Raw genomic sequence first — 12,876 nt, forward strand, 5'->3', positions numbered from 1 at the left:
AGGGTTCGAACGAATGGCTCTCTGCTCGCGGCCATGCTCACCTCTCCAGGCACCGATTAAGGATTCCGTTGGTGTCGTTGCACCAACACCGAGGCTACTGGAAACGTGGCCTGCGGGTGAGGGTGATCGCCGGCCCCCGGGGACGCCCGGTGCAAACACGGCAACCGCGGCTGTGCCAACAGCCGAGAAGGTGACGAGAGACGGAGTCGCGAGTGGCAGGCGCATACCGGCTCTCGTCGGGTCTCAACTAGAGCGTCGGGATGTGCGAATCCCGGCTCCGAACCGACTTGACGAATAACTACCACGGCAAAGGGCGCCTTGCGACCCTGACCCGCCCATCGGTCGACGATCCGTGAGGTGATGAATGACCCGAGGCAGTCTCTACGACGGCGGCGGCGCTCGGCTGGCTCGGCTGCACCCGAGCCAGGTCCGCGACCGGCAGTTCACCGTCGTCGGTTTCGGCCGACGAGGCCTGGACCCCGGGGAGGTACGCCGGTTCCTGCACCGCGTCGCGCTCGACCTGGCGACGCTGCACCACGATGTGGCTCGGCTCAGCGAGGAGAACGCTCGCGTCAAGCGCGCGCTGCGCGATTGGCAGAGCGCCTGGTCCGAGCGGCGTCAGCCGTGAGCCCGGGATGGGAGCACCAGTACAGCGGGCTTTTCACGCCGTTGCCGCGCTTCGCCGTCGAGGCGTACACGGAGATGCCTCGCTATGTGATCCACCTGCCGGTGGCGGTCACCAACCTGGCCGAGGCACTGGACCTGGCGCGGACACTCGCCCGTTCCCTGGCCTCCACGCCGCAGGTCGACCTCGGCGGCACCACGGTGTCGGCCGAGGACGCGCAGCACGTACGACATTGGGTTTTCTGCGACCGGAGCATGCCCGATCGCCACCGATGCATCCGGGAGGCCGACCACGTCGGCGCCTGCCTGCCCGACGACGGTTCACAGATCGATCTACAGTCTGGGCGATGAAGACGGGGAGACGGGCACGTCCAGCCGTGCTCGCTGCGGTGGCGGGGATGCTGCTGGTGATGCTCGGATGCGACACGGCTGTTTTGGACGAGACGCGTGGATGCCAGGAGCAACGACAGGCCGACGAGGCGAAGGTACGGGTCAGCCGCTGGGATCCGCCGGAGGATCTTCCACATGTCGGTGAGTATCCGGAGATTCACTGGCAGGCGCGCGCGTTGGGCAACCCGTGCTCACGGGCGCCGGGCCCGACGGACTGGGAGTACCAGGGCGTCGTCGTCCTGCGTCCGGAGGACGCACACAGGTTGGCCGAGCAGTTCGCGTTCGTTCCGTTCGCATCCATCGACCCGGCCGAGCTGCTCCACTCGCACATGCCGACGGACGTGCGGCCGGACCTCGTGCCGTTCCTCCCGGCCAAGCCCCGCTGGCTGCACAGTCAGACCTACAACGAGACACCGCCGTCGACACGTTGGCGGGTGGTGTTCCTGGACCTGGAGCATCACACGCTCCTGTTCATGCTGAACGACCACTAGCGCCGGTACAGGTGGGGCCCGAAGGCGGGTGGACGGCTGCTGTCAGGCGGGCGTGGCGCTCGACTCGGCCGGCGCGCTCGGCGCCGGCCTCCGTGCTTTGACCGTCGCGCTGATCAACCAGACGAGCGCGGCCAGCAGCACCACGAGGCCGGCGGGGACCAGACCCCACGGCAGGGCGCGCGGCGACAACGTCCATGCCTGGCGGGTGTCGGCGAGTACGCGTAGCTGTCGAGCCGAGGCCGGGACGGCCACCTCCCACTCGTACGCACTGTTCGGCTCGTCGTCGATGACCTTCCAGGACTCCTGGACGTCGACGCCGTGGATCGGCCCCTGCCGCCCGCGGCCGCCGCGGGTCCAGTTGCCGACGCACCGGCTGTGCATGGCCTCCAGCCGATCGTGGGTCACATAGCAGTGATCGACTGTCGCCCGGGTCTGATCGGCGGGCCACAGGCCGGCCACCCAACTCAGCATCCCGACGAGGACCAGGCCCACGACGACGGTGGCCCCGAATCGCACCTTGACCGCGATCATGACCGTGCTCCCTTGTTCGAGTCCTGATCTGCCGGACGGGTGGGCGTGCAGGTCGTCGGACGAGGACGCGCAGCACGTACGACATTGGGTCTTCCGCGACCGAATCCTGCGCGGCCACCGCCGCTGCACAGGCAGGCCGACCACGGCGATGTCTGCGGGCCTGTCGACGCCTCCAGATCGATCATGGAGTTGTGGTGCTGGACAAAGTCGAAACGGCGTCCCCTTTTCGGCACCACAACTCCATGATCGACGCGAGCGCACAGGCGCGGGCGTGCCCTCAGTCGGGTTCTACGATCACCAGCTCGCCGACCTGCTCGCCGATCGCGGTGCGTGCCTCCGGCGGCAGCCCACGGTCGGTGATCAGCACGTCGGCGGCCTCCAGCGGGGCGATGGTGGCGATGCCTATCGTCTCCCACTTGGTGTGGTCGGCGAGCACCACGAGCCTGCGGGCGGCGCCGATGAGGCAGCGGTTGACGCCAGCCTCCAGCAGGTTGGGCGTGGTGAACCCGGTCCGTGGGCTGAGGCCGTGCACACCGAGGAACAGCAGGTCGACGTTGAGCGCGCTGATCGCCGCCTCGGCCACCGGCCCGGTCAGCGCGTCCGACGGGGTACGGATGCCACCGGTCAACACGACGGTCTGGTCGGCGCGCGGGTTCTGGTAGAGCGCGTCGGCCACCGGGATCGAGTTGGTCACCACTGTCAGCCCGCGTACGTCGGAGAGCAGCGTGGCCAGCGCGGCGGTGGTGGTACCGGCGGAGAGCGCGATGGCCATCCCCGGCTCGACCATCGTCGCCGCCCGCTCGGCAATGGCCCGCTTCTCCGCCTGCTGGCGGATCGACTTCGCGGCGAAGCCGGGTTCCTCGGCCGAACCGGGCCCGGCGAGGGTCGCACCGCCGTGCACCTTGTCGACCAGGCCGCGTTCGGCCAACACCTCCAGGTCGCGCCGGATCGTCATGTCGGACACGCCGAATCGGCTGACCAGGTGACTCACCCGCACCCCGCCGCGTTGGCGGATCAGATCGAGGATGGCGGTCTGCCGCTGCTGGGCGAGCATGTGGGGAACCTCCTTCGCGCCGTGACCGTCGTCAGAATCAGGTCCGATCCTCACGGACCACCGCCACCTCACCGGCCGGCAGTGCCAGCTCACCGGCGCAGTGTCCTCCGGTCAACAGCTCGACGCCGTACGCCGGCAGGCGTACCTCGGTGTCGGTGTGGTTGATCGCGAACAGCCAGGTCCGGTCGCCGTCGCGGCGGCGGACCACCTCCACCCCGGGCGGCGCCGACGCCGCCGGGCGGACGTCGGCCTCGGCGAGCAGCCGGGCCACCAGTCGGTCGGTGGCCGGCTCGTCCAGCCGGGTGCCGACGTACCAGGCGGCGCCGTCGCCCACCCGGTGCCGGGTGAGCGCCGGCACGCCCGGCAAGGGCCCATCGGTGTACGAGGAAAGCACCTCGGCGCCGTCGGGGTGCACCCACTCGGTCCACACGTCGGCGGTACTGCCGTCGTCGAGGTGGACCTGCTCGCCCTCGCGCAGCGGGAAGAACTCCTCGGTCCGGACGCCGAGCAACTCACGGAACGCGCCCGGGTAGCCGCCCAGCCGGATGTGGTCGTTGCCGTCGACGATGCCGCTGAAGTAGGTGACCGCGGCGGTGCCACCGGCCTCGACGTAGCGGTGCAGCGCGGCGACGTCGGCGTCCCGGACCAGGTAGAGGGTGGGCACCAGGACCAGTCGGTAGCCGCTGAGGTCGGTCGACGGGTGGACGATGTCGGCGGTCACTCCGGCCCGCCAGAGCGAGCCGTACAGGGCGTTCAGCCGGTCGGCGTAGGTGACGTCGACGCTGGGGTGTGAATCCAACTCGACACCCCACCACGCCTCCCAGTCGAACAGGATCGCCACGTCGGCGTCCACCCGACTGCCGCGTACCTCCGCGAGGGCCTTGAGGTCCGCGCCGAGCTGGCAGACCTCGCGGAACACCTTGGTGTCCGGCCCGGCGTGCGGCACCAGCGCGGAGTGGAACTTTTCCGCGCCGGCCCGGGAGGCACGCCACTGGAAGAAGAGCACCCCGTCGGCGCCGCGGGCGACGTGCGCGAGGCTGTTGCGGCGCAGTTGCCCGGGCAGCTTGGCCACGTTGCGCGGCTGCCATTGGACGGCGCTGGTGGAGTGCTCCATCAGCAGCCACGGATCGCCGCCGGCGACGCCCCGGGTGTGGTCGGCGGCGAGCGCCAGCCCGAGGTGCGCCTGCGGGTCGGCCGCGGTCAGGTAGTGGTCGTTGGAGACCAGGTCCACATCGTTAGCCCATGACTGGTAGTCCATGTGCTTGACGTCCATGCCGATCATGAAGTTGGTGGTGATCGGCTGGTGAACAAGCGCCTTCAGTGCCTCGCGCTCGGCGCGCAGTTGGGCGCGCAGCTCGTCCGAGGAGAAGCGCAGGAAGTCGAGCTGCTGGGTGGGGTTGGCGAAGGCCGTCACGGTGCGCGGCGGGTTGATCTCGGCCCAGTCGCCGTAGCGCTGACTCCAGAACGCGGTCCCCCAGGCGTCGTTGAGCCGGTCCAGGTCGCCGTAGCGCTCGCGCAACCAGCCGCGGAACGCCTCGGCGCTCACATCGCAGTAACAGTGCGCGTTGTGGCAGCCCAGCTCGTTGGAGACGTGCCACATGACCACGGCGGGATGCTCGGCGTACCGGCCGGCGACAGCGCGTACCAACTCCAGCGACCGCTCGCGGAACACCGGTGAGCTGGGGCAGTACGCCTGTCGTCCACCCGGCCAGAGGATCGCGCCGTCGGCTCGGCGGGGCAGCGTCTCCGGGTGCCCGTGGGCCAACCACGGCGGCGGGCTGGCCGTGGCGGTGGCCAGGTCGACCTGGATGCCACCGTGGTGCAGCAGGTCCAGCACCCGATCCAGCCAGCCGAACTCGAAACGCCCCGGGGCGGGCTCCAGCAACGCCCAGGAGAAGATGCCGACGGAGACCAGGTTGACCCCGGCCTGGCGCATCAGGTCGACGTCCTCGGACCAGGTTTCCTCGGGCCACTGCTCGGGGTTGTAGTCGCCGCCGAAATAGATGCTGTCACCCTGCCATCGCCGCATGACAGCTGAGGGTGCACCCGTCGGACCGCGGAAGTCAACAGGTTCCAACATCGAGCTTCGTTCCAACGTTTACCAGGTAACGGCCGTGTCACGACTGGGTTATCAGAGGCGAACTGCCCTCTTGACAGCGCCCGACCGCAGGGTAGCTTGAGGCCCCAATGGCCGTTCGTGTTCGCCAATGTGGATTCTCGGTGGATCTCAATGTGTGATCGCGACGCTGGACCGGCCTTCACCACCCCTGAGGCCCTTGGGCGTAGCTCCTTCTCATCCGCAGGAGGCACAGATGTCCCGTCCCCAATCCCAAGCCGAGTACCTTGCTCGGCTCGTACCGCCCTCAGTCGCCGGCATCAACCGACGATCGTTGCTGGCCGGCGCAGCCGGTACGGGCGCGCTGCTCGGCACCGGCCTGCTCGCCGGCTGCGGCGACGACTCCGGCTCCGGGGGGTCCAGCAAGGACGTGTCGCTCGGCTCGAACCAGTCCGACCCGAAGCCGAAGGACGTCCTGGTCAAGGTCACCGACGGCTTCAAGACCTCGTCCGGTGTGCAGGTGGCGGTCAATACGGTCGACCACAACACGTTCCAGGAGAACATCAACAATTACCTACAGGGCAAGCCGGACGACGTGTTCACCTGGTTCGCCGGCTACCGGATGCGTTTCTTCGCGCAGAAGGGCCTGGCCAGCGACATCAGTGACGTGTGGAGCAAGCTCTCCGGCTACTCCGACGCCTTCAAGAAGGCATCCACCGGCGACGACGGCAAACAGTACTTCGTACCGGCGTCGTACTACCCCTGGGCGATGTTCTACCGCAAGTCGGTGTGGCAGCAGTACGGCTACCAGGTGCCCACCACCCTGGACCAGCTCACCGCGCTCACCGCGCAGATGAAGAGGGACGGCCTCGCCCCCATCGCCTTCGCCGACAAGGACGGTTGGCCGGCGATGGGCACCTTCGACATCCTCAACCTGCGCATCAACGGCTACCAGTTCCACATCGACCTGATGGCCGGCAAGGAGGCCTGGACCTCCGACAAGGTCAAGAAGGTGTTCGACACCTGGGCCGGCCTGCTCCCCGCGCACCAGCCGGACAGCCTCGGCCGCACCTGGCAGGAGGCCGCGCAGTCGTTGCAGCAGAAGAAGAGCGGCATGTACCTGCTCGGCCTCTTCGTCGGTCAGCAGTTCAGCAACGAGGAGCAGAACGACCTCGACTTCTTCACCTTCCCCGAGATCGACCCGGCCATCGGCGCCAAGGCGCTGGACGCGCCGATCGACGGCTACATGATGGCCCGCAAGCCCAAGAACGAGGACAACGCGCGCAAGCTGCTGGAGTACTTCGGTGGCAAGGACGCCGGCGACATCACCGTCAAGAACGACCCGGCCACCCTGGTCGCCAACACCAGTGCGGACGTCAGCGGCTACACCGCGCTGCAGAAGAAGGCGGCCGAACTGGTCGGGTCGGCCACCGAGATCGCCCAGTTCCTCGACCGGGACACCCGGCCGGACTTCGCCTCGACGGTGATCATCCCGGCGCTCCAGCAGTTCATCAAGAACCCCAAGGACATCGGCGGGCTCACCTCGTCCATCGAGAACCAGAAAAAGTCGATCTTCACTGACTGACGGCGGAAGGGGGAGGACATCGTGTCCGACCTGCCCCTGATCCAACCGGATCGCGCCGTGCCGCCGCCGGCGACGACCACCTCCACTGGTGGTCGTCGCCGACGGCTACGGCTCCTGTCCCGCACCGACCGCGTGGTCATCACGCTGATGGTGCTCGTCCCGCTGCTGCTCGTCACCGGGTTCGTCTGGTTGCCGGCGGCGGCCACAGTGCTGCTCTCCGGCACGAACTGGGACGGCATCGGCCCCCTCAACGAGATCGAGTTCGTCGGCGCCCGCAACTACAGCGACGTGGTGAACATCTACCCGCCGTTCGTGCCGGCGGTCCAGCACAACCTGCTCTGGCTGGCGGCGCTGTTCGTGGTCGCCACCCCGTTCGGCATGTTCCTGGCCGTGCTGTTGGACAAGGAGTTGCGCGGCAGCCGCTTCTACCAGACGGCGCTCTACCTGCCGGTGGTGCTCTCGCTGGCGCTGATCGGCTTCGTCTGGCAGCTGCTCTACTCCCGGGACCAGGGGCTGATCAACGCCGTCTTCGGCAGCAGCATCGACTGGTACGGCGACTCGAGCGTCAACATCTGGGCGGTGATGGTCGCCTCCGGGTGGCGACACGTCGGGTACATCATGCTGCTCTACCTGGCCGGCCTGAAGGGCGTCGATCCATCGCTGCGCGAGGCTGCCGCGGTCGACGGCGCCTCGGAGAGCCGGACGTTCTTCCGGGTCGTGTTCCCGGTCATGCGGCCCATCAACATCATCGTGCTGGTGGTGACAGTGATCGAGTCGCTGCGCGCGTTCGACCTGGTCTGGGTGGTCAACAAGGGCCGCAACGGACTGGAGCTGATCTCCGCGCTGGTCACCCAGAACGTGGTGGGTGAGGCGAGCCGGATCGGCTTCGGCTCGGCACTGGCAACGATCATGCTGGTCGTCTCGCTGGTCTTCATCACCATCTACCTGGCGACCGTGATGAGGGAGAACCGGGAATGAGCACCGCGACAGTCACCCGGCGTACCGAGGACGGGGCCGACGCGCCGCCGCGAGGCCGCAAGCTGACCCCGTTACGGATCCTGCTGCACGGCTTCCTCATCGTCGTCTCGCTGGCCTGGCTCTTCCCGATCGCCTGGGCGGTGCTGACCTCGCTGCGCTCGTACGACTACACCGCCGCGAACGGCTACGTCTCGTTCGGCGGCTGGACCTTCGACAACTACGTCACCGCCTGGCGGACGGCGGAGTTCGGGCAGCACTTCCTCAACTCGGTGTACATCACAGTGCCGGCGGTGCTGCTGACCCTCTTCCTCGCCTCCTGCGTGGCGTTCGTCATCGCCCGGTTCAGTTGGAAGCTCAACCTCGTCCTGCTCGGGATCTTCACAGCGGCCAACCTGCTGCCCCAGCAGGCGCTGCTCATCCCGCTGTTCCGGCTGTTCACCGAGGTGCCGCTGCCGGAGTTCATGAGTGACTCGGAGCTGCTCTACGACAGCTACTGGGGCCTGATCCTGATCAACGTGGCCTTTCAGTGCGGTTTCTGTGTCTTCGTGCTCAGCAACTACATGAAGGCGCTGCCCCGTGACCTGTACGAGGCGGCAATGGTCGACGGGGCGAGCATCTGGCGACAGTACTGGCAGGTCACCATGCCGCTGTGCCGGCCGGCCCTGGCCGCGCTGGCGACGCTGGAGGTGACCTGGATCTACAACGAGTTCTTCTGGGCCACCGTCCTCATGCGTACCGGCGACAAGTTCCCGGTGACCAGCTCGCTCAACAACCTGCGCGGTGAGTTCTTCACCGACAACAACCTGGTCTCGGCCGGCAGCGTGCTCGTCGCGATCCCCACCCTGGTGATCTTCTTTATGCTCCAGCGGCACTTCGTTCGGGGCCTGACCTTGGGAGCCTCCAAAGGATGACGATCCTGCACCTGCGCCGCGCGCGGACCAGCCTGGTGCTCGACGCGCGCGGCCCGGGGCTGCCCCGGGTCGTGCACTGGGGTGGCGACGTCGGCGACCTCGACGACGACGGCCTGCGTCAGCTCACCGACGCGACAGTCCCGCCGGTAGTGCCGAGCAGCTTCGACGCGCCGACAGTGCTGTCAGTGCTGCCGGAGGCGAGCGCCGGCTGGAGCGGCCGACCGGGGTTGGCCGGGCACCGCGACGGGGCCGACTGGTCCACGGCGTTCCGGCTGGACGGTCTCGACGTCGACCAGCCCGCCGACGGACCGGCGCGGGTAACCGTCCGGGCGTCCGACCCGGCCGCCGGACTGACAGTGACCGTCGAGATCACGCTCGACCCGTACGGCCTGCTGACCGTTCGGCACCGGCTGCGCAACGACGGCGACAGCGCGTACGAGCTGCGGGAGCTGACGCCGGTGCTGCCGGTGCCGGCATTCGCCACCGAGCTGCTCGACCTGACCGGCCGATGGTGTCGGGAACGGTCCCCGCAGCGGCACCCGTGGCAGCACGGCGCCTGGGTCCGTGAGGGCCGGCACGGCCGCACCGGGCACGACGCCACTCTGCTGCTGGTGGCCGGCACCACCGGTTTCGGGTTCGGCCACGGCGAGGTCTGGGCGGTGCACACCGCGTGGAGCGGCGACCACGTCACGTTCGCCGAACGTCGGCCCACCGGCGAGTCGACCCTCGGTGGCGGCGAGCTGCTGGCCCCCGGCGAGATCCGGCTCGGCCCCGGCGAGTCGTACGAGACCCCGCTGCTCTACGCGGTCTGGTCCGACGCCGGGCTGGACGGGCTCAGCGACGTGCTGCACACCCATCTGCGGGCCCGCCCGGGGCACCCGCGCTCCCCCCGCCCGGTGACCCTCAACGTCTGGGAGGCGGTCTACTTCGACCACGACCTGGACCGGCTGCGGGCGCTCGCCGACCGGGCCGCGCAGATCGGCGTGGAGCGGTTCGTGCTCGACGACGGCTGGTTCCGGGGCCGGCGCGACGACACCGCCGGGCTCGGCGACTGGTACGTCGACGACGGCGTCTGGCCGGACGGCCTGCAACCGCTGATCGAGCACGTCACCGGCCAGGGCCTCCAGTTCGGCCTCTGGGTCGAGCCGGAGATGGTCAACCCCGACTCGGACGTGTTCCGCGCGCACCCCGACTGGGTGCTCGCCGTGCCGGGGCGGCTACCGCCGGCCTGGCGTCACCAGCAGGTGCTCGACCTGGGCCGCCACGAGGCGTACGACCACGTGCTGGAACGTCTCGACACGCTGCTCACCGACCACCCCGGCATCCGGTACCTCAAGTGGGACCAGAACCGCGACCTCACCGAGGCCGGGCACCATGGCCGCCCCGGGGTGCATGGGCAGACAGTGGCGGTCTACCGGCTGTTCGACGAGCTGCGCGGTCGGCACCCGGGTGTGGAGATCGAGAGCTGCTCGTCCGGCGGGGCCCGGGTGGACCTGGCCATCCTGGCGCGCACCGACCGGGTCTGGGCCAGCGACTGCAACGACGCCCTGGAGCGGCTCAGCATCCAGCGCTGGACGGGGCTGTTGCTGCCACCGGAGCTGATCGGCACCCACGTCGGCCCGGAGCGCTCGCACACCACCAACCGCGTACACGACCTGGGTTTCCGGGCGGCGACGGCGCTCTTCGGCCACCAAGGCATCGAGTGGGACATCGCCTCGATCAGCGCCGCCGAGCAGACCGAGCTGGCCGCCTGGGTGGCGCTGCACAAGCGGCTGCGCCCGCTGCTGCACGCTGGTCGGGTGGTCCGGGTCGACCACCCGGACCCGGCCGTCTGGGCACACGGCGTGGTCGATCACGACAACACCCGAGCGGTGTACGCGGTGGCCCGGCTGACCACCTCGGTGACGCAGGTGCCCGGCACGGTGCGGCTGCCCGGTCTCGACCCGAGCAGGCGGTACCGGGTGCGACAGGTGTCGGGCGTACCGGCCCCGGCGAGCATCGACCTGTCCCCGCCCACCTGGCTGGCGGGTGGTCTCACCCTCAGCGGGGCGGCGCTGGCCCGGGTGGGTGTGCAGCTGCCCGCCCTGCACCCGGAGCAGAGCCTGGTGTTGGAGGTCGACGCCGTCGACTGAAAAGATTCTGGAGAATCTTCGGCCGGGGTGTCGAGAACGGCGGGGCCTGCTTCTACCTCACTGTGAGAGCACCGACGAGGGTGCGCGGGTGTGAGGAGCCAACGATGAAATACATGCTGTTGATGCAGTTCAGCGCCGCCGGGACCGACTTCCCGGGCATCGACACCTGGACGCAGGACGAGGTCCGGGCGCACATCGCCTACATGGGCGAGGTCAACGCCAAGCTCACCGCCGCCGGTGAGTGGGTCGACGGGCAGGGCCTCGGCGGCCCGCAGCAGGCCCGGATCGTCCGCGCCGGTGACGGTGGGGCACCGGTGGTCACCGAGGGACCGTTCGCCGAGACGAAGGAGTTCCTGGCGGGCTTCTGGATCGTCGACTGCGAGAGCCCGCAGCGGGCCGTGGAGCTGGCTGCGTACATCTCCACGGCGCCCGGCCCCGGCGGCCGGCCGCTGAACATGCCGATCGAGGTGCACCCGGTGATGTCCGCCCCGGCACAGGAGCTGTGAGGGCTGAACACCGATCCCCGCATCGAGGACCTGATGCGCGAGTTGGCGCCGCAGGTCCTCGGCGTGCTCAGCCGCCGCTTCGGTGACTTCGCCACTGCGGAGGACGCGGTGCAGGAGGCGCTGCTGGCCGCCGCCACGCAGTGGCCGACCGAAGGGCTACCGGCGAACCCCCGTGGCTGGCTGATCCAGGTCGGTTACCGGCGGATGATCGAGCTGGTCCGCGGTGAGCAGGCCAGACGCCGCCGGGAGGACCTCGTCGCCCGCCGGGATCCGGACGACCAGCGGTACGCGCCAGCCCCGGACGAGGAGTTGACCGCCGAGCGGGACGACACACTGGTCCTGCTCTTCCTCTGCTGCCACCCGGCGCTCGCGCCGACGTCGGCGGTGGCGCTGACCCTGCGCGCCGTCGGTGGGTTGAGCACCGCCGAGATCGCCCGCGCGTTCCTGGTGCCCGAGGCGACGATGGCGCAGCGGATCAGCCGGGCCAAACAGCGCATCCGGGCATCCGGGCTGCCGTTCCGGATGCCCGAGCCGGCGGAGCGAGCGGACCGGTTGGTCGCCGTACGACAGGTGCTCTACCTGGTCTTCACCGAGGGGCACACCAGCACCACCGGCCCGGATTTGCGCCGCATCGACCTCGCGGCGGAGGCGATCCGGCTGACCCGTGCGCTGCACACGCTGCTGCCCGACGACAGCGAATCGGCCGGGCTGCTGGCGCTGATGCTGCTCACCGAGGCACGCGGCCCGGCGCGGACCGGACCCTCCGGGGAGCTGATCTCACTGGCCGATCAGGACCGCAGCCGCTGGGACTCTACGGCGATCGCCGACGGCGTCGCACTGGTCACCCGGGCCCTGCCACGCGGGCCGGTCGGTCCGTACCAGGTGCAGGCCGCCATCGCCGCCCTGCACGATGAGGCACCGAGCACCGAGCAGACCGACTGGCCGCAGATCCTGGCGCTGTACGAGGTCCTGGAACGCTTGGCCGGCAGCCCGGTGGTGGCCCTCAACCGGGCCGTGGCGACGGCAATGGTGCACGGACCGGCCGCCGGTCTGGCCGCCCTCGACGCGTTGACCCACGACCCGCAGTTGGCCAGACACCACAGGCTGGCCGCCGCCCGCGCCCACCTGCACGAGATGGCCGGTGACCGGGCCCAGGCGATCGCCGACTACCGGTTCGCCGCCGCTCGCACGAGCAGCAGCCCCGAACAGCTCTACCTGACCATGCGAGCTGCCCGACTGGCCGCCCAGCCCGTTGATCTTTCGTGACAACAGAGATCAATTTGTCTTCGGCGGTGCGCCCCCGGCAGCTTCATTCGCCACAGCTGTCAATCTTGGACAGTTTCCGTCAGCGCGGAACGGAAAGTGTCCAAGATCTACCCTGCGAGCCTCTCCCCGGCCACCACCGGGAGTGACGGCGCGGCCCACAACAACGGCGCGGCCCACAACAACGACACGGCCCACAACAACGGCGCGGGTGTGTGGGTGTGCCGGGCTGGCTTTAGAGCTGATGCCGTAAACGATTTGGACCGACGAGATGGACAAGTTCACCACCCACACCGGCACTGCCGTGCCGCTGCGCCGGTCCAACGTGGACACCGACCAGATCATCCCCGCCGTG

12 protein-coding genes and 1 pseudogene are annotated in these 12,876 nt (G+C 69.2%); 10 read left to right on the plus strand and 3 right to left on the minus strand.

Annotated elements, in window-relative coordinates; genetic code table 11:
* Positions 1-364 precede the first annotated feature (364 nt).
* From AB0C19_RS33335 to AB0C19_RS33345, 3 genes are all read left to right on the plus strand, one after another.
* Positions 365-628, plus strand: coding sequence for a DivIVA domain-containing protein (locus AB0C19_RS33335; RefSeq protein ID WP_357191905.1), 264 nt, complete (start codon positions 365-367; stop codon positions 626-628).
* Between the two features lie 74 nt (positions 629-702).
* The gene (locus AB0C19_RS33340; protein WP_357191939.1) at positions 703-975 is read left to right on the plus strand and encodes a hypothetical protein; all 273 of its coding nucleotides are present in this window, start codon (positions 703-705) and stop codon (positions 973-975) included.
* Positions 972-1,505, plus strand: coding sequence for a hypothetical protein (locus AB0C19_RS33345; protein ID WP_357191908.1), 534 nt, complete (start codon positions 972-974; stop codon positions 1,503-1,505). The genes AB0C19_RS33340 and AB0C19_RS33345 overlap by 4 nt, the downstream gene beginning before the upstream one ends.
* A gap of 42 nt (positions 1,506-1,547) precedes the next feature.
* On the opposite strand, the gene AB0C19_RS33350 is transcribed toward AB0C19_RS33345, so the two are convergent.
* The 3 genes from AB0C19_RS33350 to AB0C19_RS33360 form a co-directional block, all read right to left on the minus strand.
* Positions 1,548-2,036 carry a hypothetical protein gene (locus AB0C19_RS33350; protein ID WP_357191912.1) on the minus strand — a complete coding sequence of 163 codons (489 nt, stop codon included), beginning with the start codon at positions 2,034-2,036 and terminating at the stop codon, positions 1,548-1,550.
* A gap of 277 nt (positions 2,037-2,313) precedes the next feature.
* Complete coding sequence (locus AB0C19_RS33355; RefSeq protein WP_357191915.1) at positions 2,314-3,090, minus strand: DeoR/GlpR family DNA-binding transcription regulator; 777 nt, start codon at positions 3,088-3,090, stop codon at positions 2,314-2,316.
* Positions 3,091-3,127: 37 nt separating this feature from the next.
* Positions 3,128-5,119 (minus strand): beta-galactosidase, encoded by a 1,992-nt coding sequence (locus AB0C19_RS33360; RefSeq protein WP_357191918.1) that lies wholly within the window; start codon positions 5,117-5,119, stop codon positions 3,128-3,130.
* Between the two features lie 283 nt (positions 5,120-5,402).
* Between AB0C19_RS33360 and AB0C19_RS33365 the strand changes: the two genes are divergently transcribed.
* The 7 genes and pseudogenes from AB0C19_RS33365 to AB0C19_RS33395 all read left to right on the plus strand — a co-directional run.
* Positions 5,403-6,731, plus strand: coding sequence for an ABC transporter substrate-binding protein (locus AB0C19_RS33365; RefSeq protein ID WP_357191921.1), 1,329 nt, complete (start codon positions 5,403-5,405; stop codon positions 6,729-6,731).
* Positions 6,732-6,752: 21 nt separating this feature from the next.
* Positions 6,753-7,709 carry a sugar ABC transporter permease gene (locus tag AB0C19_RS33370; RefSeq protein WP_357191924.1) on the plus strand — a complete coding sequence of 319 codons (957 nt, stop codon included), beginning with the start codon at positions 6,753-6,755 and terminating at the stop codon, positions 7,707-7,709.
* Complete coding sequence (locus tag AB0C19_RS33375; protein WP_357191927.1) at positions 7,706-8,620, plus strand: carbohydrate ABC transporter permease; 915 nt, start codon at positions 7,706-7,708, stop codon at positions 8,618-8,620. Before AB0C19_RS33370 ends, AB0C19_RS33375 begins: the two co-directional genes overlap by 4 nt.
* Positions 8,617-10,752, plus strand: coding sequence for an alpha-galactosidase (locus tag AB0C19_RS33380; protein WP_357191930.1), 2,136 nt, complete (start codon positions 8,617-8,619; stop codon positions 10,750-10,752). The genes AB0C19_RS33375 and AB0C19_RS33380 overlap by 4 nt, the downstream gene beginning before the upstream one ends.
* 104 nt (positions 10,753-10,856) lie before the next feature.
* Complete coding sequence (locus AB0C19_RS33385) at positions 10,857-11,258, plus strand: YciI family protein (protein WP_357191933.1); 402 nt, start codon at positions 10,857-10,859, stop codon at positions 11,256-11,258.
* A 33-nt stretch (positions 11,259-11,291) separates the two neighbouring features.
* Positions 11,292-12,524, plus strand: a complete 1,233-nt coding sequence (locus tag AB0C19_RS33390; RefSeq protein ID WP_357191936.1) for a sigma-70 family RNA polymerase sigma factor — start codon at positions 11,292-11,294, stop codon at positions 12,522-12,524.
* A 268-nt stretch (positions 12,525-12,792) separates the two neighbouring features.
* Positions 12,793-12,876: pseudogene (locus AB0C19_RS33395) on the plus strand (3-isopropylmalate dehydratase small subunit); the annotation flags it as partial.

Source organism: Micromonospora sp. NPDC048842 (genome assembly GCF_040649935.1).
In the GTDB taxonomy this organism is placed as follows: Bacteria; Actinomycetota; Actinomycetes; order Mycobacteriales; family Micromonosporaceae; genus Micromonospora; species Micromonospora hortensis.

Coding starts and splice junctions, on each gene's coding strand:
- AB0C19_RS33335 (WP_357191905.1), top strand. CDS start 365: ATGACCCGAGGCAGTCTCTACGACGGCGGCGGCGCTCGGCTGGCTCGG.
- AB0C19_RS33340 (WP_357191939.1), top strand. CDS start 703: ATGCCTCGCTATGTGATCCACCTGCCGGTGGCGGTCACCAACCTGGCC.
- AB0C19_RS33345 (WP_357191908.1), top strand. CDS start 972: ATGAAGACGGGGAGACGGGCACGTCCAGCCGTGCTCGCTGCGGTGGCG.
- AB0C19_RS33350 (WP_357191912.1), bottom strand. CDS start 2,036: ATGATCGCGGTCAAGGTGCGATTCGGGGCCACCGTCGTCGTGGGCCTG.
- AB0C19_RS33355 (WP_357191915.1), bottom strand. CDS start 3,090: ATGCTCGCCCAGCAGCGGCAGACCGCCATCCTCGATCTGATCCGCCAA.
- AB0C19_RS33360 (WP_357191918.1), bottom strand. CDS start 5,119: ATGCGGCGATGGCAGGGTGACAGCATCTATTTCGGCGGCGACTACAAC.
- AB0C19_RS33365 (WP_357191921.1), top strand. CDS start 5,403: ATGTCCCGTCCCCAATCCCAAGCCGAGTACCTTGCTCGGCTCGTACCG.
- AB0C19_RS33375 (WP_357191927.1), top strand. CDS start 7,706: ATGAGCACCGCGACAGTCACCCGGCGTACCGAGGACGGGGCCGACGCG.
- AB0C19_RS33380 (WP_357191930.1), top strand. CDS start 8,617: ATGACGATCCTGCACCTGCGCCGCGCGCGGACCAGCCTGGTGCTCGAC.
- AB0C19_RS33385 (WP_357191933.1), top strand. CDS start 10,857: ATGAAATACATGCTGTTGATGCAGTTCAGCGCCGCCGGGACCGACTTC.
- AB0C19_RS33390 (WP_357191936.1), top strand. CDS start 11,292: ATGCGCGAGTTGGCGCCGCAGGTCCTCGGCGTGCTCAGCCGCCGCTTC.